Raw genomic sequence first — 23,465 nt, forward strand, 5'->3', positions numbered from 1 at the left:
TCTCCGGCCGGTCCGAAAAACCGTTCCTCCCGAACCGGGAGCTTCGTTTCCGCGCGGCAAGCGGCCGAACGGTCGCGGATCGGATAGCGGATCGACCGGGTCCGTCGTCGCCATTCGTTATCCGTCGGCGCTTCCGGCGCGAACCTCCGATTCCAGCCGGTGCAGGCTCCGCTTTACGACGGCGGGAACGATCATCCGGTGAAACGGCTTGATAAAGCAGAAATAGCACCGCCCCAGCCGGTCGTTCAGCCGGACGGCGGTCGTCACGCTCAGCGTCTTTTCCCGCCCGTCGCGGCCGCCCCGCTCCACGAGCAGCGAAACCCTCAGATCGAGGTGCCGGTCGTTGTCGCCGAGCACGATCTCATCCGTCGAGCGGGCAAGTACCTCGAATATCCCGACCCGTTCTCCCGACTCCCATTCCCCACCGTGCCCGGCAGCATTCTTTCCTCGCGCCGCCGGAGTCTTGAACCCGAAAACCGACACGATTCGGTTTCGCAGCGCGAACAGCCCCTCGACCCAGCGAGGGCCCGGCCCGACGAACGCTTCCGCCAGATCGGACAGCCCGATCCGGTCGCCGGGATCCGCCACCGCGAACCGGTAGCGATCGACATAGTCCCATCGCGAGCATTCCGAATAGAGCAACGACTCTTTCCCTATTTCCATTCCGATAGATACTTTATGCGAGGTCATGCCGCGAATATTCCCGGACAGGATCCCGTCCGGGCGACGCTTCAGGACCTCGACCGAAGGCAAAGATAGGACAAAAGCGCGAGTCCGCCCCCCAACCGCCCCTGCATCCGAAGAACATCCAAACGGCCGATCCGCACTCCGCCGCTTGGCCGTTTGGATGCGGATCGTTAACTTTGTAAGGACAAACGACCGGACTATGACAAGTTATCTGCAGGCCGAGGGGCTCACCAAGTCGTTCGGAGAACGGGTGCTTTTCGAGAACCTTTCGCTCGCCGTCGGCGAGGGCCAGCGCATCGGGCTGATCGCGAAAAACGGAACGGGCAAGACGACGCTGCTGAACATTCTCGCCGGAAAAGAAGACTACGAGGCGGGGCGCATTACGCGGAGACGCGACCTGAAAATCGCCTATTTGGAGCAGGACCCGAAGCTTCCGGCGGGCAAGACCGTGCTCGACGCCTGCCTCACGGGCGACTCGCCGGCCCTGCGCGCGATCGCGGCCTACGAACTGGCGCTCGGCTCGGGCGACGAGGAGAGTCTGCACCGGGCCATGGCCGAAATGGATGCCCGGCAGGCATGGAACTACGAATCGCAGGTCAAGCAGATTCTCACCCGGCTGCGTATCACCGACTACGCCCAGCCGACCGAGCAGCTGTCGGGCGGACAAGTCAAGCGCGTGGCGCTTGCAGGCGCGCTGATTCGCGAGCCGGAGCTGCTGATTCTGGACGAACCGACGAACCACCTCGACCTCGAGACGACCGGATGGCTCGAGGATTACCTCTCCCGCTCGCGGATGAGCCTGCTGATGGTCACGCACGACCGCTACTTTCTGGATCGCGTATGCACCGATATCGTCGAGCTCGACGACCGCACGACCTACTCCTACAAGGGCAATTACAGCCTCTATCTGGAAAAGCGGCAACAGCGGCTCGACGCGGCGGACGCCCGACGCGAGCGCGACGCGAACCTCTATCGCAAGGAGCTCGACTGGATGCGACGGCAACCGCAGGCACGAGGCACGAAAGCCCGTTCGCGGATCGAGTCGTTCCGCGAGCTCGAAGAGCGGCTGCGCAAGCGCCGGGAGAGCGGAAACGTCCGCCTCGACACGAAAGCAACCTATATCGGTAAGAAAATATTCGAGATCAGCGGGCTACGCAAGCGGTTCGGCGACCGGATCATCCTCAACGGACTGGACTACCGTTTCGCTCGCTACGAGAAAATGGGCATCATCGGCGACAACGGCACGGGCAAGTCGACTTTCATCCGGATGCTGCTGGGGCTGGAGCCGCCCGACGCGGGAACGATCGACATCGGCGAGACGGTCCGCTTCGGCTATTATGCGCAACAAGGACTCTCGTTCGACGAGAACGCGAAAGTGATCGATGTCGTCAGTGAGATCGCCGAGCAGATCGAGCTCGGGGACGGAAGGCGCCTCAGCGCGTCGCAGTTCCTGCAGCATTTTCTTTTCCCGCCTCAGGCGCAGCACGACTTCGTGGGGAAGCTCAGCGGCGGGGAACGGCGCAGGCTCTACCTGTGCACGGTACTGATGCGCAATCCGAACTTCCTGGTGCTGGACGAGCCGACGAACGATCTGGATATCGTGACGCTGCAGGTGCTCGAAGAATACCTTCAAGGATTCGGCGGCTGCCTGATCGTCGTCTCACACGACCGCTATTTCATGAACAAAGTCGTGGATCATCTGCTGGTATTCGAAGGCGAAGGAAGGATCAGAGACTTTCCCGGGAACTACGACGAATACCTCGAATGGAAACAGCTGCGCGACGCCGAGCTCCGGACGCGGCACGACGCGGAAAGCGGGACGGTCCCGGTCCAGAAACGGCCCGCCCGCAACGACAAGCGCCGCCTCTCGTTCAACGAAAAGCGCGAGCTCGAGCGGCTGGAGAAGGAAATTCCCGAACTGGAGGCGCGCAAGGCCGAACTGGAGCAGTCGCTTTGCAGCGGGACTCTGCCGATCGACGAGCTGACCCGCCGCTCGGTGGAAGTGTCGGAGCTGATCGGACGGATCGACGAGCTGAGCATGCGGTGGCTCGAACTGAGCGAGATCGGAGAATGAATGTCCCGACATCCCGACCGCTTCCGCGACAAAAGGCTTCGCCGGGACATCCGTATCGAACGGCCCGGACTTTCCGAGCGAAGCATCTCCGGCAGTTATCGGACGGGCCCTACCCGATCCCGGGACCGGCCGAAGCCTGACAACATGGACTCCGCTGCGTTCTCCGGCTCCGCGATACTCCGGCAAGAATCAGGAATCTACTTTTTATTTCGAACCCAAACGATCGAAACATGAAATCTCCCCTCGGACCGATTCTCGGAATCGTTTTAGCGGCGGTCCTCGCCGCCGGTCTTCCTACCGAAGCGGCGGGAAAGTCACCCGATGCCCGGCTGTGTACGCTGCCGGTCAACAGCATCCGCGCCGTGCGCGAATATTTCCGCTACCGGGGTCCGTCGGACATGCCCATAGTCAGCGGGCATCGCGGATGCCGCGAGGACGGCTGTCCCGAAAACAGCATCCGGGCATTCGAACATACGTTGCGTCGGGTCCCCGCCTTTTTCGAGATCGACCCGCGCATGACCCGCGACAGCGTGGTCGTGCTGATGCACGACCCGACGCTCGACCGCACGACGACCGGTCACGGCCCGGTATCGGAACATACGTGGGCGGAACTACGGGAGCTGAGACTGAAAGACGTGCACGGAAACGTAACCGACGAGCGGATTCCCACGCTGGAAGAAGCGATCCGCTGGAGCGCCGGCAAAACGGTCGTCAACTTGGACGTCTACACGCCCAAGGAGGTGCTCGGCCCGTTGCTCGAGCGCCTCGGATTCCCGCCCCATGTGATGCTGACGATCCATACGCCCGAGCAGGCCGAATACTACTATGCGCTCAGCCGGAAGACGATGTTCTCGATCCACATCAAGAGCCTCGAGCAACTGGAGGCATTCGAGAAAACCCCGATCGACTGGCGGAACGTGATGGCCTACGTCGGCCCGCGCATGCTGCCCGAAAACCGGGAGCTGTACGAGCGGCTGAGGGCCAAGGGCGTCCGCTGCATGATCTCGCTGGCGCCGACTTACGACCGCAGGGAAACGCCCGAACAGCGCCGGGAGGGTTATCTGAGCGACCGGGACATCCTGCCGGACGTGATCGAGTCGGATTACCCGATCGAGCTGACCCGCGCGCTGCAAAGCCTCCTCGGCGAAGAACGTCCCTGACAACCCGGGCCGGGCTTCCGCTTTCGCCGTCCCCTCCGAGGACCGCATGTCTCCGCCACGAAACGGCCGGGACGGAATCGACGAAACGCAGTCCGGGCGCCCGCTCCCTCAAGCGGAGCGACGGCATGCTCCGCTGCGACGAAAGACATCGGCCGCCACGCACGGAAACAGCTCCGGGCCTCTCCGTCCGTCTGAAGACCGCCGGCAACGACTCGTAACGTACGGTCCCGACATTTCCCATGGCCGTCAGAAAACTCGCCGGCCGGACTTTCCCCGCACGGTACTCTTCCCGAGCGTACGAGCCTTTTTGTTCCGTTTCGCTCGAATTTCGGCGGATTTGGCTTATCTTTGAATTCAAAGAGCGCCCACGATGAGAAACCACGGACAATGCGAAGGCAAGCTGCTGTACAATAGCTTTTCGATCATTCAGCTTCAGACGTTCTGCACCGAGCATCTCATACCCCTCGAATCCGTTCCGATCCAAAATACGCATTCGTCCGTTTCCGACAAGGAGAAAAAAGCAAACCGGCACGAGACCGGCCCGGACCGGTTCATCGAAAGAATCGCGGAAGGGAACATCGACGAGCAACTGTTCGCCCATTATACGCATAACATCTGCCGTTACCGGCTCGGAGACTTCCGCATCCGCATCGAGGTATGCTACCGCGCGGGCGAGGACCGCGAATCGCCGCCCACCACGGCACTGCTCGAGGGTCGGGTACACGTGTGGGCCGCCGTCTTTTTCAACCGGACCGTTCAGATTTCCTACCGCTTCATCGTACCGAAAATCCCGAGAAACGAGTCGGACGAGCCGGGACGGGCCGACGAGCGGTACGACGGACTGGACCCTGCGGAATTCTGCACGACGGACCATCCGTTCGACACCGACCAGCTGATCTCGGTGGCGGGTATCGCACAGCACGTAGAGCATTGGGTCTATAACGAGAAACTGGACCGGCAAGAGATCGACGGTTCGCTGGACAAGGTGGAGATCAGCGACTTCAAGCTCGACAAAGACTCCGTATTCCGTCCGGAAGGCACCGGCGAAGGAAACCTGACCTTCGACGAGGTGCAGCGCAGATACCGCAACTATTTCGACAAGACCCCGCAAGCGGAATTCCGGGCCCCGGATCACCGCTATATCTATATCGACGTCTGGGAGGATATCGCCCATACGGGCGACACGGACTTCGGGAAAATGGCCGAGGACGAAATCATCGAGCACATCGAAACGGCCCACCGGGCGGAACTGGTCGGACTGATGACGCTCTATCCGATGGAATGGCCCTACCGCATGGATTCGAGCTACGAGGACGTGTGCGGACGAAATATCGCGATCGATACGGACGATCTGGTGCTGGCGAACCAGAACATGAGCGTCGTGTTCGGAACCTACGGACGCCGGGGCAAAGGGAGCCCCACCGACTGGAAGGAACATCTGGCCCGCCGCGACCGCTACCACGTCAGTTGGCCGGAATACCTCGTGCTGCTCGAGATCGTGCTGGCCAAGAAACAGACGATCAATTACGTGCTGAACCTTTACATCGACAACTCGCGCCGCGCGATCCGCTCGAACGTGCACGACATGATCGAGCAGAACGCCCAGCTCACGGTCGAACTTTCGGGTATCCTGATGAGGCTGAACTCGGTACGCTATTTGCGCTACATGTCGCACAAGCACATGTTCGAGCTGACGCAGCGGAATCTGCGCGTGGAAGAGGACTCGCGGCAGTTGCAGGAAGTGATGCAACAGGTGGACAAGTCGCTCGAGAACGTGAACAACATGATGGAGATCCGCCATGCCGACGACACGAAGTACATCCTGCTGTTCATATCGATCGCCTCGCTGTTCGGGGTTCTGCTCCAAAGCGAGGACGTGCCCATCCTGTCGCTGCTTTCCTACCGGTTCGGCGTAGGATCGGCCATCATACTGGAAGTATTTACTTTCGCCGTCATCCTGATCGCCCTGAGGACATTCGGCAAAACCACGCGCCAATACATCCGCCGCAAGCGCAACGAGCAAAGAATGAACCGCCTATTCGACAAGGAATCATGACAATAAGACCCTACGCGCCGCAGGACAGGCAGAAACTGTGCGACCTGTTCGCCGAACTGATCGAGAATCACAAGGAATATATCTCGCACGGAGAGTTGCAAATGGGCATCGCAACGGACCGGGGCGAGCTCGCTCCCGATTTCCGGAACGCGTGGCTCCGCTACTTGGACCGTCAGACGGCCGATCCCGAAACCGAGATCATGCTGGCCGAACAGGACGGAACTCCGACGGGGTTCGTCATCTACGGAATCAATCGCGACGGAGCCGCCCCCTACGGCATGATTTACGACGTGGGCCTCCTACCCCGGCACCGGTCCCGGGGTACGGGCAGCCTGCTGGTGCGAACGGCCCTCGACGCGCTCCGCGAAAAGGGAATCGCCGACTGCTATCTCGAATCGGGAGTAGACAACCACTCCGCCCACCGTTTTTTCGAAAAATTCGGCTTCGGGCAGGTATCCTGCATTTTTAGGGCGAAGCTGTAAACGGCGGCACATGCCGCGACAAAAGCAATACCCTCGCCGTGCTCAGGGCGGAGGGCTTTGTTTTTTGCACCTTCTACGCCCTGCATTTTCGAGTTCCGGTAAGCTATCGCAGAATATCATACGTCCCTGCATTCCTGTATCTGAACCTCATTTCCACCATGGATACAGGAAACCGCATAATCTCATACCGCGGCCAATATGCTCCCTGACAAAAAGGTCCGGCTTTCGACAAGCGTTTCACGGTCGAGGCTCCTGCCCTGTCCGGCGATTTTCCGCATCCGTCCGCAGAAAGGGGGAACGCATGCCAGAACCTGCCGCATGAACCGAAGCAGAGCCACCGACACTGCACGGTCATTTCGGCCATTGCACGCCCTGCCGCCTTATTTCACATCGTTCCAATTGTCGGTCCGGAACGGGTAAGCGGGCAATCCCCCCGTATTGGTCAGCGTGGCAGCTCGCGGCACGTTGCGGAACGCATAGCGAACGGCCACCGGTTCGGGGACCCGAACGGAACGGACGACGACCTCGCAGCCGCCCGGCAGGTATTCGGCTTCGGCCGGAACGAACACCCGGTCGGCCCCGGCGATCTCGAAACCCTCGATCCTTCCTCCGTACACCGGGCCCAGCGTACCGTCGGTCCGGAAGCGCACGACGGCCTCTCCGTTTCCGAAGCGGACAGACTCATACCGGGGACTTTGCACAACCAGTCCCTTGAGCCCGTAAGTCCGGCTCAGCGCCCACAGGGCGAGCCGCTCTCCGATCTCGCGCTTCGGAGCCGGATGGACCGCCACGGCATGACCGACATCGGTCGTCGAAATCATGCCGCAGTTCGGGATGCGGTCCATAGCCGCGAGCTGCTGCTCGACCATCAGCGGCAGAACGATATCGTTCACATCCCGATAGTGTTCCGGAGCGAGCTGGACATAATAGAACGACATGGACGAATCGCCCCACAACGAGCGCCATTCGGCAACCATCTCCTCCATGAAACGGGCATAAAGCGGGTAGTTGCCCGTGTCGATATTCGACTCGCCCTGATACCAGATGAAACCGCGGGCCGTCAAGCGACGCAACGGATAGATCATCGCATTGAACAGAAAGGAGGTCTTATTGTAATCGTCGAAAGCCGCATCCGTCTCCAGTATCTGCGGATCGACCCGGCAAGCAGCCGAAGCGGTCATCCATGTCTCGATGCGCGTACCGCCCCAATCGGCCTCGATCAGACCGACCGGCACGCCGAGCGCATCGTGCAAACTGCAACCGAAAAAATAACCGGCCGCACTGAACGATGCAACGCTCTGCGAAGACGACACGGACCATGCGCCTCCGCAGCTGTCCCGAGGTTCGGCCGACGCTGTCCGGGGAACGCCGAACAGACGCACGTCGCGATAGAGACGCGAACGCAGCATCGCTTCGTTCGCACCCTCGGTCGGCTGGCCGGGCAAGCCCTCGACCGGCATCTGCATGTTCGACTGCCCGGAGCAAACCCACACTTCGCCGATCATCACGTTCTCCAGCGTAACGGGATCGCCGTCGCTGATACGGATCGTATAAGGACCGCCGGCAGCGGGAGTGGAAACTTTCAGCAGCCACTTGCCGTCGGAGTCGGACTGCGTCGCATATTTGCGGCCGTCCCACGAGGTCGTGACCGTCACCTTTTTCGACGGAGAAGCCTCCCCCCACAGGTTCACCTCGCGCTCCCGCTGGAGCACCATGTTGCTGCCGACCAGCGCCGGCAGTTTGATCTTGGCGAAAGTCGGGCAAGCCATCAGCAATGACAGGCCGACAAGCAGAATTTTTTTCATAGCATTTCAACTAACGGGAAAGGCTCCGGCACATACGTAACCGGAGCCTCTCGATCGTCATATCGTTTTCGGACGGACTATTTCACGTCATTCCAGTCGTCGGTCCGGAACGGAAAAGCGGGAAGTCCGCCGGTGTTGGTCAGCGTGGCGGCAGCCGGCACGTTGCGGAACGCATAGCGAACGGCCACAGGCTCGGAAACCAATTCCGAGGAGACGACCACCGTGTAAGGCTGTCCCCAAACGTATTCGGCGCGTGCCGGGATGAAGACCTTGTCCGCCCCGGCGATCTCGAAGCCCTTGATACGCCCCTTATAGTTCGGGCCGAGCGTTCCCTCGGTCTTGAATTGCAGAATCGCCTTGCCGCCCTCGAAACGAACCGACTCGAAGCGAGGACTCTCGGCGATCAGCCCTTGGAGACCGTAGGTCTTGGTAAGGGCCAGCAGAGCCAGCCGGCGACCGATCTGGTCTTTCTCGGAAGGGTGGATCGTGCCGGCATTGGCCATGTCGGACGTACCGATCATCGCGCAGTTCGGAATCCGGTCCGCCGCCGCCAACTGCTGCTCGATCATCAGCGGCAGGACGATACCGTCGGTTCCCCCCTCGTAGATATGCGGAACGAGCTGTACGAAATAGAACGGCATGTCGGGATCGCCCCAGTCGCCGCGCCACTGCGAAACCAGCTTCTCCATATAATGCGCGTAGTGGGGGTAATTGTTCGTGTGAACGTTCGACTCGCCCTGATACCAGATAAAGCCCCGCGCCGTCATATTAAGCAGCGGACGGATCATCGCATTGTACAGATAGCCGACCTTGTTCGGATTCTCGAAGCGGTCGTTCGTCTGTACGATATCGGCCTCGACTTCGCGGGCAGTGGCCTCGGGCATCCATGCCTCGATGCGCGTGCCGCCCCATGCCGTCTGAATCAAACCGACCGGCACGCCGAGCGCGTCGTTCAGATCGCGCGCGAAGAAATAGGCCGCCGCGCTGAACGGAGCCACCGACTCGGAGGACGAAACCTTCCATTCGCCCCCGCAGGTGTCCACCGGCTGCGGACTGGTCACCATCGGGGTGTAGAACAGACGAATGTCCTTGTACTTGGGAGCCTCGATCAGCGCCTCGACCCCGCCGTCGACCGGCTCGCCCAAATTACCGGTCATCGACATCTGCATGTTCGACTGCCCGGAGCAGACCCACACTTCGCCGATCATCACGTTCTCCAGCGTAACGGGATCGCCGTCGCTGATACGGATCGTATAAGGACCGCCGGCAGCAGGAGTGGAAACTTTCAGCAACCACTTGCCGTCGGAGTCGGACTGCGTCGCATATTTGCGGCCGTCCCACGAGGTCGTGACCGTCACCTTTTTCGACGGAGAAGCCTCCCCCCACAGGTTCACCTCGCGCTCCCGCTGGAGCACCATGTTGCTGCCGACCAGCGCCGGCAGCTTGATCTTGGCGAAAGTCGGGCAAGCCATCAGCAATGACAGGCCGACAAGCAGAATTTTTTTCATAGCGTGTTTCGTTTTATTGTTAGCAGTTCTGTATCAGTCGCAATCGATCAGCGTACGTCGTTCCAGTCGTCCGTCCGAAACGGATAGGCGGGCAGATCGCCGGAATTGACCAGCGTCGCGGCCCGGGGCATGTTGCGGAACGCATAACGGACGGCTACAGGCTCAGGAACCCGGTCGGAATGCACCGTCACTTCCGGTGCGCCCGGAACATACTCGGCCTCGGCCGGCACGAAAACCCGGTCGGCCCCGGCGATCTCGAAACCTTCGATCGGGCCTTTCCATTGCGGTCCCATTATCCCGTCGGTCCGGAAGCGAACGATCGCCCGACCTGCCTCGAAGCGAACCGACTCGTAACGGGGACTCTGAGCTATCAGCGCGCCGTAGCCGTAGGTCCGCTTCAGCGCCAGCAAGGCCAAACGCTCGCCGACCCGTATCTTGTAAGGAGGATGAATGGTGTGTTCAGAGCCTGCATCGGTCGTCGAAGCCATGCCCGAAAACGGGATCAGGTCGAGCGCCTGCGTCTGCTGTTCGACGGTCAGCGGCAGCGAAAGGCCCTCGGCATCGTCATAGGTATAGGGAGCGAGCTGTACGAAATAGAAAGGCATCTCGGCATCGCCCCACCGTCCGCGCCAAAGCGACGCAAGCTCCTGCATGTAGCGCGCATAGCCGTCGAAACCGCGGTTCGCCTCGCCCTGATACCACAGGAAGCCCCGGGCCGTGAAATTCGTCAGCGGGCAGATCATCGCATTGTACAGCCGGGCGGTTCTGTTCTGCTCGTCGTAGGCGGGATCGGATTCCAAGATGTTCGGCAATACTTTCTGGGCGGCCGAAACGGTCATCCACGCCTCGATCCGCGTCCCGCCCCAATCGGACTGGATCATACCGACCGGAACATTCAGCGTCTCGCACAGCTTTCGTCCGAAGATATAACCCGTCGCGGTAAATCCGGGCACGCTGTGCGCCGAGGAAACCTGCCAGCCTCCCATGCCGTCGCAGTCGTCCTTCGGCTCGGAAGCGGCTTCCGGACGGACATGGAACAGTCTCAGGGAAGGGTATTTCCCAGCCTCGAGCATCAGCTCGTTCATCCGCTCGGTCGGATCGCCCGGATAACCGCAGACGGGCATCCCCATGTTCGACTGGCCGGAACAAATCCACACCTCGCCGACCATTACGTTCTCGAGCACGACAGGCTCGCCGTCGCTGATACGGATCGTATAGGGCCCTCCGGCGGCAGGAGTCGCCACCTTCAGCAACCAGTTGCCGTCGGCGTCGGCCCGAGTCGCATATTTGCGACCGTCCCATGAGGTCGTGACCGTGACTTTCTTCGACGGCGAGGCCCAGCCCCAGAGATTGGCGTCGCATTCGCGCTGGAGCACCATGTTGCTGCCCAGCACCGAGGGCAGCTTCACCTTGGAAAAGATCGGTCCCGCTGCGAGCAGGCCCCATACAAGAACAAGCAGTTTTTTCATTGTTTTCTTCATTCGTAAGGTAAAGTCCGGAGCCGCATACGGGAAACGGCTATCTCGGCGCATCCGGACGAAACCGGACAGCACGGAGCGACGACCGATAGTCAAAAGTACGAAATTTTCCGGGACTCCGCTATATTTTCTCGGTCAGTTTCTGTACGACGCGGAAATTGTTGAAAAATTCCTTGGCGAAAACCCGGATCACGTTATAGGCCGGAATGGCCAGCAACATACCGAGCACGCCGGCCAGCGATCCGGCGATCAGAATTACCAGAAAAATTTCGAGCGGATGGGCTTTCGCCCGATTGGAGTAGAGCACCGGTTGCAGAACGAAGTTGTCGATACCCTGAGCGACCAGAATCGTTCCGGCCACGCGCATCGCAAGCCCGGCCGTCGACACGTCGCCCCCCGCAGTTCCGGCCACACCGATGAAAATACCCGCTGCCGCGCCGATCCACGGTCCCAGATAGGGAATCACGTTCAGCACGCCGACGATCAGCCCGATCACGAGCGCGTTATGAACCGAAAAACCGAGCATGAGCAAGCCGAGCGAAACGATCAGCGTCATGATCGACGACTCGGCGACGATGCCGGTGAAATAGCGGATCAGCAGATGGGTCACCGAGTCGAGCGCCCGGGTGATGTTGGGCTCGTACTTTTTCGGGAACATGATGACGACCATATCCGTAAACAGGTGACTTTCTTTCAAGAAGAAAAAGGTAATGAACGAAATGGAGAAAGCCGCGATCACCGTATCGCCGACCGTCGTAACGATCGACGAGAGCAGGTTATTGATCACGCCGATGTCGAGCAGCGGCTTGATTTGTTCGGAAATCGCATCGACCAGCGAGAACTCGCTCTCGCTGATCGAGAAAACGCGCCGGATGAAACTCTCGAGCGACATCAGCGGCTCTTGGAACGACTGGATGATCTGCGGAACGTCGAGCGAGGAGAACTCGCGGATTTTCTGGAAAACGATCGGCACGAAAAGCCAGAAGACTCCCACGACGACGACCCAGATCGCGAGCAGCGTGCACAAGGCGGCCAACGAGCGAGGGAACCGCGTCCGCCGGACATGCAGCCCCGAAAGCAGGTCGGTCAGCGGCTTGCCGATAATCGCCAGAACGGCCGACACCAGAATATAGGCGACCACGTTGCTGAAATACCACACCAGAAAGAGAACCACTGCCGTGATAGCGCCTGCAACGAGATATCGGTATAGCTTGGACATGAGTTCCGCTCGGTTTTCCGCTGGAATCGCCCGAATACGTCCGGGCCGGGTCAGTTACTCTTTCTTTTTCAGCCGCGCGATCAGCGTCTGCGTGCCGACGACCTTGTCGCCCAAACGCACCTGCACGTCGGCGTCCGTCGGAAGGAACAGATCGACCCGCGAGCCGAACTTGATGAAACCGCACTGAGTGTTCTGCTCGGCCCGGCCCCCTACCCGGGCATACGAAACGATTCGCCGCGCGACCAGCCCCGCGATCTGGCGGAACAGAATCTTCTGCCCGCCCATGTCGATCACGGTCGTCGTGCGCTCGTTGTCCTCGGACGACTTGGGATGCCACGCGACCATGAACATCCCGTGGTGATGCCGGAAATAATCGACCGTTCCGGATACGGGAAACCAGTTGACGTGCACGTTCCAAATCGACATGAAAACCGAAACGACGATCCGCGTGTCGTGGAAGTACTCGTTCTCCTCGACCTCCTCGAGCGCCACGACGGTCCCGTCGGCCGGCGAGTAGACCCCGTTCTCGTCCCGCACCGGAGGACGGCTCGGACAGCGGAAGAACGAGGTGACGAACACGACGCAGGCAAGCGCCGCAACCGCAACGGCCCATGCGACGGCCGACGGCAGCAGATAGGCCGCAGAAACCATGACGACGGCCGCAAAAACCGCGGTAATCAGTATGATAGAGGCTCCTTCCTTATGGATTCTCATGGGTTATCGTTTGGTTCAGCCGGCAACGGCTCCGACCGGGCCGCCGCTCAGCACACAAATATAGGCAAATATAGCGAAATACGCATAAACGAAAGGTACGGCCAGAATCAGCGCGTCGAAACGGTCGAGAAATCCGCCGTGACCGGGGATGCTGTTTCCCGAATCCTTCAGGCCGGCCGAGCGCTTGAGCATCGACTCGACCAAATCGCCCAGTACGCCGACGACAGCCACCACGAGACCCGCCCCGCTCCACAGCAACCCGTGAGCCGTATCGCCCGGCCCGGCGTACAGGCCGTACAGCCACCCGACGGCCACAGCGCACAGAACGCCCCCGGCGAAGCCTTCCCAAGACTTTTTAGGGGAAATCCGCTCGAACAGCCTGTGCCGGCCGAACAGCGAACCCGCCAGATAGGCCCCCACATCGTTGGCCCAGACGATGAATATGATCGCAAGCATATCTCCCGGAACATAGGACGAACCGGCGGAACAAGCTCCACGCAACGGAATCGTCGCAAGCAGCGCGAAAGGCAAAGCGATATAGACCAACCCTCCCAGCTCCCAGCAGACATTGCCGAGCGGATTCTCATGCCGGCGGTACAACTCCGCGACGAACAGCGCGAAGATCATCGGCAGCAGCAGCGCGAAAGCCGGCGCAGGACACCGCCCGGTCTGCACGGCGAAGGCCAGCGTCAAAGCGCTCAGCCCGATTACGACGGGATACGCTACGAGCGGCCGGGCCCCCTTGAGCCGGGCGATGCGGAAGAACTCCGTGAGCGACCCGGCCATCAGAACGGCCATCAGAACGAGCATAGAGAACGGAGACCACAGCACGGCTCCGAGCACGATGACGAGCAGGCCCGCCCCGCTGAGCGTGCGGACCAGAAAATTCTTATTCAGCAGCGAACTCACCGTCCAAAGGTTCTTCGACTTTGACTTCGGTTTCTTCACGAATTTCCCCGCGACGCTTGCCGAAAATCTTCTCGAGATCCTCGGCGAAAATCACTTCGCGCTCGAGCAGCAGCTCGGCAAGCTGAGTCAGGCCGTCGCGGTGCTTCTCAAGCGTTTCGAGGGCCCGCGCGAAAGCTCCGTCGATCAGCTTTTTCACTTCGTCGTCGATCTGTTGCGCGGTCATCTCGCTGTACGGCTTGGTCAGCGCCATGTCGGCCTGACCGGTCGAATCGTAGAAGCTGCGGTTGCCCAGCTGCTCGCTCATGCCGTAATAGGCCACCATCGCATAGGCCTGCTTGGTCACACGCTCCAGATCGTTCAGCGCACCGGTCGACACCATGCCGAAATTCATCAGCTCCGATGCACGGCCGCCCAGAATGGAGGCCATCTCGTCGAGCATCTGTTCCTTGGTCGTGATCTGGCGTTCCTCGGGCAGATACCATGCCGCGCCGAGCGCCTTCCCTCGCGGAATAATCGTTACCTTGATCAGCGGATTCGCATGTTCGAGCACCCAGCTCACGGTCGCATGTCCCGCCTCGTGGTAGGCAATCGTCTTCTTCTCCTGAGGCGTAATAATCTTGTTCTTACGCTCCAAACCACCGATAATACGGTCGATCGCATTGAGGAAGTCGTCCTTCTCGACCTGACTCTTGTTACCCCGCGCGGCGATCAAGGCTGCCTCGTTGCAGACATTGGCGATATCGGCTCCCGAGAAACCCGGCGTCTGCTTGGCCAAAAAGTCGCGGTCGAGATGCGGATCGAGCTTCAGATTCTTCAGGTGCACGTCGAATATCTCGCGCCGCTCCTTCAGATCGGGCAGCTCGACGTTGATCTGACGATCGAAGCGCCCGGCGCGCAGCAGCGCCTTGTCGAGTATGTCGGCCCGGTTCGTCGCGGCCAGCACGATCACGCCGGCATTCGTGCCGAAGCCGTCCATCTCGGTCAGCAACTGGTTCAGCGTGTTCTCGCGCTCGTCGTTCGACGAGAATCCGGCGTTCTTGCTCCTCGCCCGGCCGATCGCGTCGATCTCGTCGATGAAAACGATGCAGGGCGCCTTTTCCTTGGCCTGACGGAACAGGTCGCGCACGCGCGAAGCCCCGACTCCGACGAACATTTCGACGAAGTCCGATCCGCTGATCGAGAAGAAAGGCACATTCGCTTCGCCGGCTACCGCTTTGGCGAGCAACGTCTTGCCGGTTCCCGGAGGGCCCACCAGCAGCGCGCCCTTAGGAATCTTGCCTCCCAGATCGCGGTACTTGCCGGGATTCTTCAGAAAATCGACGATCTCCATGATCTCGACCTTGGCCTCCTCCAGTCCGGCCACGTCCTTGAACGTGATCGTCACGTTCGAGTCCTTGTCGAACATCTGGGCCTTGGCTTTGCCCACGTTGAATATGCCGCTGCCCGAACCGCCGCCCCCGCCGCGCGACATGCCGCGCCACAGGAACCACCAGATCGCGAAAAAGATCAGGATCGGGAAAATCAGCGTGAACGCGTCGCTCCACATATTGCGCCGCGTCTCGAACGTCAGCGGAACGGAAAGATCGCGCTCGCTCAGCGTATTCTCGAGGTTGTGCTGGAAATAGTCCAGCGAGCCGATATTGAACGCGAACTGGGGCCCTTGGGCCGAAAGGCCCTTGTAGTCCTTCTGCCCCGCGTACTCGGCTACCTTGTCGGGCTTCAGGTAAACCTCGGCGGTCTCCTTGTTGACGACGACGATCTTCTGCACGTCGCCCTGCTCGATCATCGTCTTGACGCTGTCCCAATCGGTGGGATGCGTCACTTCGCCGCTGCCGAGCAGCCCCCATGACAGAATGACGACGGCCACGGCCGCCCACACCCAGTAAATATTGAACTTAGGACGCTTGCCCCCCAACTGGGGAGGCATTTCGTTACCGGTATTTAGCTTCATTGGCTGTTTCTTGATTTCAATTACTCATCCACACCTCATAACGCAACGGAACGGGGCCGTAGTATGAACTCTACTGCTCCTCCGCGTATTCGCGGACGGGAGCGTCGGCCCAAAGCTGCTCGAGCTTGTAGAAGTCGCGCGTCTCGGTCTGGAAGACATGCACCATCACGTCGCCGTAGTCCATCACCACCCAGACGCTGTTGCCGAGCCCCTCGACGCGCCAGACCTTCTCGCCCAGCTTTTCGAGGACTTTCTGCTCGACTCCGCCGGCGATGGCCTCTACCTGAGTCGTCGAATCGGCGCTGCAAACGACGAAGGCGGAGCATATCGCCCCGTCGAACCCGCTCAGGTCGAGCGACAGGATGCGTTTGCCTTTCTTATCCTGTATCGCACTGACAATCGTGTCGATCAATTCATTCATAAATCGTATCGCTTCGTTTCAAGTGGGTAAAGATAGTAAAAAGTTGACAAATAGGAAACCGGGCAGGATACGGACCCGCCTTTCGCTCCGGAACGCAATGGCACCGAAACCGCGAACCGGGAATCTCCCCGAGGCGGGAGTTTCAGCAAATATCCTGCTAAACATGACGGTCGGGACGGCATGCGGCCAGAATCGATTCTTTGAGCGCAGCCACCAGCGAACGCTTTACATAGGTGCGCCGTACGGCAATCGTGATCTTGCGCGACGTAGCGCCTTTGGCCAGCGTCTTGAGCTGGGGCTTGTGGCTTTCGTCGATGAAGTCGGCGACCATTTCGGGGACGATCGTCATCATGTTGGAAGAGTTGTCCACGATCCGTATCAGCGTCTCGAGCGAGCCGCTCTCGAACGAATATTGCCGTTGCACGCCTTTCTGAGCCTGACACAGCTCCAGCACCTGATCCCTCAGACAGTTCCCCTCGGAAAGCAGCAGCAGGCGCCGCACGTCGATATCCTCGATGCGGATGTTGCTCCGCTCGAAAAGCGGATGGCCGGTCGACACGTAAGCATAAAAGCGGTCGTTGAAGAGCTCCTCCTCCTGAATGCCGTCGGGCGAGGTCCCGCCCGCCAGAATCGCCGCGTCGAGCATGTCGCGGCCGAGCGCGCGGATGATGTCGGCCGTCATCAGCTCGCGAATCTGCAACTCGACGTTCGGGTAGTCGCGGGCGAAACCGGGCACGAAACGGTGCAACAGGTAAGGCGCGATCGTCGGAATCACGCCCAGACGAAGCACGCCCGATATCTCCCCCCGCAGATCGGCCACCGACTCGCGCACCATTTTGAACGACTTGATCGCCTCGCGGGCCTGCCGGATCACGACCTCGCCCGCATCGGTAGCGATGACGGGTTTGCGGCTACGGTCGAGCAGCACCACGCCGAGCTCCTCCTCCAGATTCTTGATCTGCATGCTCAGCGAGGGCTGGGTAACGAAACATTTTTCGGAGGCAAGCGAGAAACTGCCGCAATTGGCTACCGCCAGCAAATATTCCAATTGTACGATCGTCATATTGCAAAAAACTATATGGCAATACAAAGGTCATCAAAAAATACTATATAACCGAATTTCCGCCGCATTTTTTTTGACGAATCGCCGCCGGTCGCAGCCCGAACAGGCAAGTTCAGCCCCGGACAACGCCGTTCGCCGTTACCTCCGGACCGCTATACGTACAAACGTCCCTGCCATGTGCCGCGCTGCTCGAGCCTCCGTTCGAGCAACGACCAGAGTTGCTCGTTGCGCACGAGCCCCCACGTAGGACCGGCTTGAAAGCGCGGCGGCGCCTCGCTGGCGAACCGCTCGACGACCAGATCCGGTCGCAAGCGCTCGAGCAGGCCGATAAAGAAATCGACGTACTCGTCCCTCGAGAAAAAGCGGAAACGCCCCGGGTCGGCCGCATACTGGGCCGCCATCGTCGTGCCGCGAAACAGCTGCAACTGATGAAACTTGACCGTATCGAGCGCCAGCGAGTTGATCGCATCGACCGACGCCTCCATCATGGCGGGCGTCTCGCCGGGCAGACCCAGAATGAAATGGGCGCCCGTACGGATTCCGCGTTCGGAAGTCATCTCGACGGCCCGGCGGGCGCAGGCGAAATCGTGTCCGCGATTGACCGAGCGGAGCGTCGCATCGTAGCACGACTCGATTCCGTACTCGATCGCCACGTAACGGGTTTCGGCCAACCGGGCGAAATAGTCGAGCTTCGGCCCGTCGATGCAGTCGGGACGCGTTCCGACGACGATCCCCGCCACCTCGGGCAGTTCGAAAGCCTGCGAGAAAACCTCTTTCAGCCTCTCCAGCGGAGCATACGTATTCGAAAAAGACTGGAAATAGGCCAAATACCTTTCGGCAGAACGATAGCGACGGCGATGGAACTCGATCCCTTCCTCGAGCTGTCGGCGGACGCTCTTGTCCGGAGTGCAGTAGGAAGGAGAGAAAGCCGCGTTGTCGCAGAACGTGCAACCGCCCGAGGAGAGCGTGCCGTCGCGATTGGGACAAGTGAACCCGGCATGTACGGACAACTTCTGCACGCGAAAGCCGAACAAACGGCGGAAATAGCCGGAATAGCTGTTATAGCGCCTGTCGTCGCCCCAAGGATAAGCCATCGCACTCGAAGGAATACCGGCCGGACCGGAATCATTGCTTTTTCAACGCCTCGACAAATCCCGGGAACTGCGTCCAAAGGTGCTCGGTCTGCAGCCACAGCTCACGGGCCTGCGCTTCGCGCGAGGGTCTCTCGCTCTCGATGTCGGCCAAATAGTCGGGCGTGATTTCGTGCTTGTCCGACGTGAACTCGGCATAAAAGACAGGGAAGCTCTTCCTGAAATGGATCATCTCGCCCGACGGCAGGCGGCCCGTCCGGCGAAACTCGCTCCACAGCTTCAGAATCTCCTTCTCGGGATACTTGTCGCTGATATCGTCGACGATCTCGTCGAACGACTCGTATTCGCCCAAAGCCACATAACAATAAGCCAACGGTTTGGTCGCTTCGAGATGATCCTCCGGATCCATGTCGAGTTCCATTTCGAACAGACCGGCCGCCATCTCGAAATCGCCGACGAGAAAATGGTCTATCGCGGAACCTTTGAGCAACTCCAGTACGGCCTGATTGCCCCGATCCTCCCAATCGAGCCAGATTTCGTCCTCGTCCGGAATCAGATCGATCAGCTTCTTAATCCCGTCGTACCGCAGATTGCACGCCCGCTCGACATCGCCCTCGCGCTCGCAGCGACGGGACTGCGCCAGAATGGCCGCGAAATCGTACGGGTAATCGGAACCGTGAGACGGATAGGAGATCACATAAGTGTTCTCGGCGGTCGGGATGAATCGGGGTGTTTCGACCATTTCGTTCGGCATCGGATAAAAAGATTAAGCAACAAACTGTGCAAAGGTATGATTTTTTACAGAACGGCCATCGTCCGGCCGAAGAATATTCGCACGGACCGGCCCGCACCGGAAATCGCGTTCCGATTCAAAAAACGATTCCCCTATATCCGAACTGCCCGAACTCCTAGTAAAAAAGAGGTAGCCGAGCTCTGAGACACGCCCCTGCCTGCACCCGGCCGCTCCGATCGAGGCAGATTCGTCACCTCGCCGCCGACAGATTCCGGACCGCCCCTGCGCTCAAGCCCCTGAACGAGCGCGAAGGCCATCGCCGACACGGATTCCAGAGTACGAAACTCCACCGCAAATCGCGTCCAGACAGCCACGCCATACAGCCCGGGGGCGCCTTGCTCCCTCCGTCTATTTGAAAAGGTCGTTCAGCACTTTGGCCAAACGATATCCGGCCCTGAGAATCTGACGTTCGACACGGGGAGAAGCGGCATTGATAAAATCGCGCCCGAGCTCGCACCCCGGAGGAGCCAACGCATAAATGTCGCGGCACTCGACCGCCGTCTGGTGGAACCAGTCGCGCGGCGTGCCGGCCATGATCTCGCGTTTCTGCCGTCTCGTACAACGGTCCAACTGCTGCTGCCACTCGACATAATGCCATTTCCTGCTCGCCTCGATGATTCCCGAATCCCATACGCTATGGTAGCTGCGCTTTTTCCCGTTGAACGAAACGTCGTACCACAGCTCGACGCCGGGGTAATCGACATGGGCGGGACAATGCATGTCTCCGACCAGATGAATCACGTAACGAAGATTGGCCGCAACCGTCGAATCGTCGAGCTGTCTGTAATTCTTCAACAGCCCGATGGCGTTCTCCAGTTCGCAAACGGCATCGCCCCGGGAGCTGCGCACCTCGTCCGTATAGTACATACGCTCGTCGACCGGCGCCATATGCCAATAAGTCGTATGCTCGTAGCCGGGCGAGCGGCGATAATCGTCCATCCATGAGGAAAAGTATACGATCGAATGTCCGAGATACTTTTCCGCTATTCTCTGAGCTTTCGGACTCAGATTGCACTCCGCGATGTAGGCCACCGCATCGTGGCCTATCCTTCCCCAGCCGCATGCGACGGCCGGCCAGCCCATAACCAGGGCCCATACCGCAACACGTATTGTCCGGTCAAGTCTTCCCATAACAAATGCCTCATATGACGTTTTTCAAAGGTAGCAAAAAAATCGCAAACCGGCACGGACTTCCCCCAAGCAAAGCCCCTCCCGAAAACCGATTCGCAGAAAACGAGCGTTTCGGGTCATACCGTGCAGGCTCGACCGGCCCGAATTCGTCTGCGAACAAATCCGTTCAGCGGCATATAAACAATACGATATCCCTATACTATTATGTTTTGTATGCAGGACTGCCGCAATGCGGACGGACGATACGATCTCCTATTTCGACTTATTTTCTTGATATTTCGGTTCACATTAACTACCTTTATCCGGCGTTTTTTCGAGATAAGAGTCTTCGCCAGCCGGAGGTTCGGTGCCCGTATCTTTTTCGAGACGCCCGATAAATCTACTTTCAACCCAGGAGCACGGCGGGTACAGCTCCATAAAATCGAACGATTATGAAAAAAATTCTACTCGCTTTGCTCATCTGCGCGGGCGTGGCATCGTGCAAGGACGACGACCCGGGTACCGAGCCGCCAAAACCCAAGGTAAGCTTGACAGAAGGAACCTCCACAACCACCTCGATCACCTTTACCGTAACGCCGGACGAAGCCGAGAAATGCGCCTACCTCTACTCCAAAGTGGAAGAGAACGCACAGGTAGAGCAGCCCTCGGCCGAAACCGTTCTGAAAGACGGCGTGCAGGTCAGCGCCGAACAAGCCACTCCGGTCACTTTGTCGCCACTGGATCCGGAAAGTACCTATATCGTTTTCGCCGCCGCCTCGAACGGTTCCGTGCTCAGCGAAGTAACCACCCTGCGCATGGAAACGGGATTGCTGCCCGAACCCGACTACGAGACATGGGTGCAAGCCACCTCCGGCATGGGGCAATACAACACGATTTCATGGGCTGCGGAGCCTACGGGAAATTACATGGTACAGTTCTCCGACATCGAATTCGATGAATACGGCGAGGCTCAAAGCGCAGGCTATAAGATCGTGCTGGACCTCTACGGCTCCCTTACCGACGACGTCATGAATCCGACCATTCCGCAAGGTACCTATCAGTTCGACGCAGAGGACAGCTACACCCATTTCACATTCCAAAAAAGCTACAGCAACATCTATCAGACCGACGATCAGGGGTATCCCATAGGATACGGCCTCTACATCACAGGCGGATCGCTCACCGTCAAAACGAACGAGGACGGATATAGCGTGGTAGGCTACCTGACCGACGAGGAAGGCCATACTTACAAAGTATCCTACGAGGGTCCCATGGTCATCGCCAACAAAACGGGCGGAACGGGCAGCAACCAGACCATCGAGAATCCCAGTCTGCTGCTGGCACGCTACTACGGCGATCTGGATCACGCCAATACGGGCAACTATTACCTCTCGGTAGGTACGGTGACGGTCGATCCGGACGATCCTTTCACGACGACCAGCTCCGGCTGGCAGGTGATACTCGACTTCTGGGATCAGAAATCGGCCGACGACGACAACGCCATATTGCCCGAGGGAACCTACGATCTGGCCGATACGCACGCAGCGAGAACGATCAATTACGAGGAAACCCGCATCATGCACTACTATCTGACGGGCAAGACGCCGGAAATGGCCGAATTCGATTATTCGGACGCATCGGTTCAGGTCGAGCATGTCGCGGGAGGCTATAAGCTCACGGGACATTTCGTACTGGAAGACGGAAACAGCGTCGACTTCGTGTACGAAGGACCCATCGATTTCGAGAATCTGGCCGAGCCGCTGATCGGCAACGTGAACGAGACCTTCACGATCGCCAAGGGCGAATACTTGGGCGACTACAACTCGGTAGGCAACGACAACTACACGCTCCACCTCTACACCGACGAGGCTCAGAGCACGTTCATCAATATCGACCTCAATGCCCAAACGGCGACCAACCTGCGCTATCCCGTCATTCCGGACGGCAATTACGGCGCGGGCGTTCCCGACAGCTATGAAACGGGGACTTTCACTCCGGGCCATCTGCTTTACGGATCGTATCTGTCCGGGACGACCGTAGGCCGGAAAGTCAACGGGGAAGTATCCGCATACAGTTTCATCACCGCCGGTACGATCAGTTTCACGTACAACGAAGCGGACGAAACGTACGACATCCGGGTCAACGCGACGACCAGCGACAATTTCACGGTAGAAGGTACTTTCCACGGAAAGATCGAATTGGAGAATACGCTGCTCGGTCCCGAAGTAGGCAATATCAGCTTCCAAGCCAACTACGTCCCCAACGCATATTACTACGGACTGCAAAACGGCTCCTACAGGTATTACCTGACGTTCAGCGACATCGAGATGGAAGGTACCATGAGCGGAATCTATCCGGCCAACACGGAGGCGGGGCATTGCATCCTGTTCGACATCTATACCGACACGCCCGGAGACGTATCCGACCTGCGGCTGCCGGTCGGCACGTTCACAATGAGCGACAGCAAACAGGCCGGGACTTGGAATACGGGTGCAGAAGGACGCATATACGACGCTTCCGGAAACCGAACCAACGTGTCGTTCGTCGAAGGAACGATCGTCATAGAGCAACAGGGCGACGGCTATCAGCTGACGCTCGATGCCGAAACGCTGCGCGAGGAAACATTCCATTGCACATACAGCGGATCGTTCCCGATAACGGATTACACCATGTACGGAGCTCCCATGCCGCTCGAATCCTTTGCAAACGGCAAAGCCGCCATGCAAGGTAACGGTAGCCAGAAAGAACACTCCGTGCGCATAGCGCCCGCTCCTTCAAAAGACGCAAGGCTCAAACTGCCGGCTTCCTCTCCCCGTCATCCGCTGAGCAATGATTTTCCCGTCAGGGCAAAATAATAGCGGGCTTCTTTAAAGCAATGAAAAACCGGGGTTTTCGACCCCGGTTTTTTTCATCGATCTTATCGAATTGTCCGCCTCAGCCCGGC

Annotated in this window: 18 protein-coding genes; 5 read left to right on the forward strand and 13 right to left on the reverse strand. The window is 59.2% G+C overall.

Annotated elements, in window-relative coordinates:
* Window positions 1–117 precede the first annotated feature (117 nt).
* The gene (locus tag NQ491_RS05375) at window positions 118–663 is read right to left on the reverse strand and encodes a DUF2867 domain-containing protein (protein WP_019246581.1); all 546 of its coding nucleotides are present in this window, start codon (window positions 661–663) and stop codon (window positions 118–120) included.
* A 223-nt stretch (window positions 664–886) separates the two neighbouring features.
* Here NQ491_RS05375 and NQ491_RS05380 point away from each other — a divergent pair, with 223 nt between their 5' ends.
* From NQ491_RS05380 to NQ491_RS05395, 4 genes are all read left to right on the forward strand, one after another.
* On the forward strand, window positions 887–2,761 hold the full coding sequence (locus NQ491_RS05380) for an ABC-F family ATP-binding cassette domain-containing protein (protein ID WP_019246582.1): 1,875 nt from the start codon (window positions 887–889) through the stop codon (window positions 2,759–2,761).
* 230 nt (window positions 2,762–2,991) lie between these two features.
* Window positions 2,992–3,921 (forward strand): glycerophosphodiester phosphodiesterase family protein, encoded by a 930-nt coding sequence (locus NQ491_RS05385; RefSeq protein ID WP_019246583.1) that lies wholly within the window; start codon window positions 2,992–2,994, stop codon window positions 3,919–3,921.
* Between the two features lie 370 nt (window positions 3,922–4,291).
* The gene (locus tag NQ491_RS05390; protein WP_019246584.1) at window positions 4,292–5,977 is read left to right on the forward strand and encodes a hypothetical protein; all 1,686 of its coding nucleotides are present in this window, start codon (window positions 4,292–4,294) and stop codon (window positions 5,975–5,977) included.
* The gene (locus tag NQ491_RS05395) at window positions 5,974–6,459 is read left to right on the forward strand and encodes a GNAT family N-acetyltransferase (protein ID WP_019246585.1); all 486 of its coding nucleotides are present in this window, start codon (window positions 5,974–5,976) and stop codon (window positions 6,457–6,459) included. Before NQ491_RS05390 ends, NQ491_RS05395 begins: the two co-directional genes overlap by 4 nt.
* A gap of 380 nt (window positions 6,460–6,839) precedes the next feature.
* Here NQ491_RS05395 and NQ491_RS05400 read toward each other — a convergent pair whose 3' ends face one another.
* The 12 genes from NQ491_RS05400 to NQ491_RS05455 all read right to left on the reverse strand — a co-directional run bounded on the left by NQ491_RS05400 (window position 6,840) and on the right by NQ491_RS05455 (window position 20,494).
* Window positions 6,840–8,264, reverse strand: coding sequence for a sialate O-acetylesterase (locus tag NQ491_RS05400; protein WP_019246586.1), 1,425 nt, complete (start codon window positions 8,262–8,264; stop codon window positions 6,840–6,842).
* A gap of 77 nt (window positions 8,265–8,341) precedes the next feature.
* The gene (locus NQ491_RS05405) at window positions 8,342–9,772 is read right to left on the reverse strand and encodes a sialate O-acetylesterase (protein ID WP_019246587.1); all 1,431 of its coding nucleotides are present in this window, start codon (window positions 9,770–9,772) and stop codon (window positions 8,342–8,344) included.
* Between the two features lie 47 nt (window positions 9,773–9,819).
* On the reverse strand, window positions 9,820–11,241 hold the full coding sequence (locus NQ491_RS05410) for a sialate O-acetylesterase (RefSeq protein ID WP_019246588.1): 1,422 nt from the start codon (window positions 11,239–11,241) through the stop codon (window positions 9,820–9,822).
* Window positions 11,242–11,371: 130 nt separating this feature from the next.
* A complete protein-coding gene (locus tag NQ491_RS05415; protein WP_026089762.1) occupies window positions 11,372–12,469 on the reverse strand; it encodes an AI-2E family transporter in 1,098 nt (365 codons plus the stop codon).
* Between the two features lie 54 nt (window positions 12,470–12,523).
* Window positions 12,524–13,183, reverse strand: coding sequence for a phosphatidylserine decarboxylase family protein (locus NQ491_RS05420; protein ID WP_019246590.1), 660 nt, complete (start codon window positions 13,181–13,183; stop codon window positions 12,524–12,526).
* 15 nt (window positions 13,184–13,198) lie between these two features.
* On the reverse strand, window positions 13,199–14,092 hold the full coding sequence (locus NQ491_RS05425; protein ID WP_019246591.1) for a phosphatidate cytidylyltransferase: 894 nt from the start codon (window positions 14,090–14,092) through the stop codon (window positions 13,199–13,201).
* Window positions 14,073–16,043 (reverse strand): ATP-dependent zinc metalloprotease FtsH, encoded by a 1,971-nt coding sequence (ftsH, locus tag NQ491_RS05430; protein WP_147524780.1) that lies wholly within the window; start codon window positions 16,041–16,043, stop codon window positions 14,073–14,075. Before ftsH ends, NQ491_RS05425 begins: the two co-directional genes overlap by 20 nt.
* Before the next feature lie 70 nt (window positions 16,044–16,113).
* Entirely contained in the window at window positions 16,114–16,464 is a 351-nt protein-coding gene (gene rsfS, locus NQ491_RS05435; RefSeq protein ID WP_019246593.1) for a ribosome silencing factor, read from the reverse strand.
* A 157-nt stretch (window positions 16,465–16,621) separates the two neighbouring features.
* Window positions 16,622–17,527 (reverse strand): hydrogen peroxide-inducible genes activator, encoded by a 906-nt coding sequence (locus NQ491_RS05440; RefSeq protein ID WP_019246594.1) that lies wholly within the window; start codon window positions 17,525–17,527, stop codon window positions 16,622–16,624.
* Between the two features lie 152 nt (window positions 17,528–17,679).
* Complete coding sequence (locus NQ491_RS05445; RefSeq protein ID WP_019246595.1) at window positions 17,680–18,621, reverse strand: TIGR01212 family radical SAM protein; 942 nt, start codon at window positions 18,619–18,621, stop codon at window positions 17,680–17,682.
* 31 nt (window positions 18,622–18,652) lie between these two features.
* Window positions 18,653–19,372, reverse strand: a complete 720-nt coding sequence (locus NQ491_RS05450; protein ID WP_232423210.1) for a tetratricopeptide repeat protein — start codon at window positions 19,370–19,372, stop codon at window positions 18,653–18,655.
* Between the two features lie 387 nt (window positions 19,373–19,759).
* Entirely contained in the window at window positions 19,760–20,494 is a 735-nt protein-coding gene (locus NQ491_RS05455) for a S1/P1 nuclease (RefSeq protein WP_019246597.1), read from the reverse strand.
* Window positions 20,495–20,973: 479 nt separating this feature from the next.
* Between NQ491_RS05455 and NQ491_RS05460 the strand changes: the two genes are divergently transcribed.
* Window positions 20,974–23,376, forward strand: a complete 2,403-nt coding sequence (locus NQ491_RS05460) for a hypothetical protein (RefSeq protein ID WP_019246599.1) — start codon at window positions 20,974–20,976, stop codon at window positions 23,374–23,376.
* Window positions 23,377–23,465 lie beyond the last annotated feature (89 nt).

The organism is Alistipes ihumii AP11 (assembly GCF_025144665.1).
Taxonomy (GTDB): Bacteria; Bacteroidota; Bacteroidia; order Bacteroidales; family Rikenellaceae; genus Alistipes_A; species Alistipes_A ihumii.

Coding starts and splice junctions, on each gene's coding strand:
- NQ491_RS05375 (WP_019246581.1), bottom strand. CDS start 663: ATGGAAATAGGGAAAGAGTCGTTGCTCTATTCGGAATGCTCGCGATGG.
- NQ491_RS05380 (WP_019246582.1), top strand. CDS start 887: ATGACAAGTTATCTGCAGGCCGAGGGGCTCACCAAGTCGTTCGGAGAA.
- NQ491_RS05385 (WP_019246583.1), top strand. CDS start 2,992: ATGAAATCTCCCCTCGGACCGATTCTCGGAATCGTTTTAGCGGCGGTC.
- NQ491_RS05390 (WP_019246584.1), top strand. CDS start 4,292: ATGAGAAACCACGGACAATGCGAAGGCAAGCTGCTGTACAATAGCTTT.
- NQ491_RS05395 (WP_019246585.1), top strand. CDS start 5,974: ATGACAATAAGACCCTACGCGCCGCAGGACAGGCAGAAACTGTGCGAC.
- NQ491_RS05400 (WP_019246586.1), bottom strand. CDS start 8,264: ATGAAAAAAATTCTGCTTGTCGGCCTGTCATTGCTGATGGCTTGCCCG.
- NQ491_RS05405 (WP_019246587.1), bottom strand. CDS start 9,772: ATGAAAAAAATTCTGCTTGTCGGCCTGTCATTGCTGATGGCTTGCCCG.
- NQ491_RS05410 (WP_019246588.1), bottom strand. CDS start 11,241: ATGAAAAAACTGCTTGTTCTTGTATGGGGCCTGCTCGCAGCGGGACCG.
- NQ491_RS05415 (WP_026089762.1), bottom strand. CDS start 12,469: ATGTCCAAGCTATACCGATATCTCGTTGCAGGCGCTATCACGGCAGTG.
- NQ491_RS05420 (WP_019246590.1), bottom strand. CDS start 13,183: ATGAGAATCCATAAGGAAGGAGCCTCTATCATACTGATTACCGCGGTT.
- ftsH (WP_147524780.1), bottom strand. CDS start 16,043: ATGAAGCTAAATACCGGTAACGAAATGCCTCCCCAGTTGGGGGGCAAG.
- rsfS (WP_019246593.1), bottom strand. CDS start 16,464: ATGAATGAATTGATCGACACGATTGTCAGTGCGATACAGGATAAGAAA.
- NQ491_RS05440 (WP_019246594.1), bottom strand. CDS start 17,527: ATGACGATCGTACAATTGGAATATTTGCTGGCGGTAGCCAATTGCGGC.
- NQ491_RS05445 (WP_019246595.1), bottom strand. CDS start 18,621: ATGGCTTATCCTTGGGGCGACGACAGGCGCTATAACAGCTATTCCGGC.
- NQ491_RS05450 (WP_232423210.1), bottom strand. CDS start 19,372: ATGCCGAACGAAATGGTCGAAACACCCCGATTCATCCCGACCGCCGAG.
- NQ491_RS05455 (WP_019246597.1), bottom strand. CDS start 20,494: ATGGGCTGGCCGGCCGTCGCATGCGGCTGGGGAAGGATAGGCCACGAT.
- NQ491_RS05460 (WP_019246599.1), top strand. CDS start 20,974: ATGAAAAAAATTCTACTCGCTTTGCTCATCTGCGCGGGCGTGGCATCG.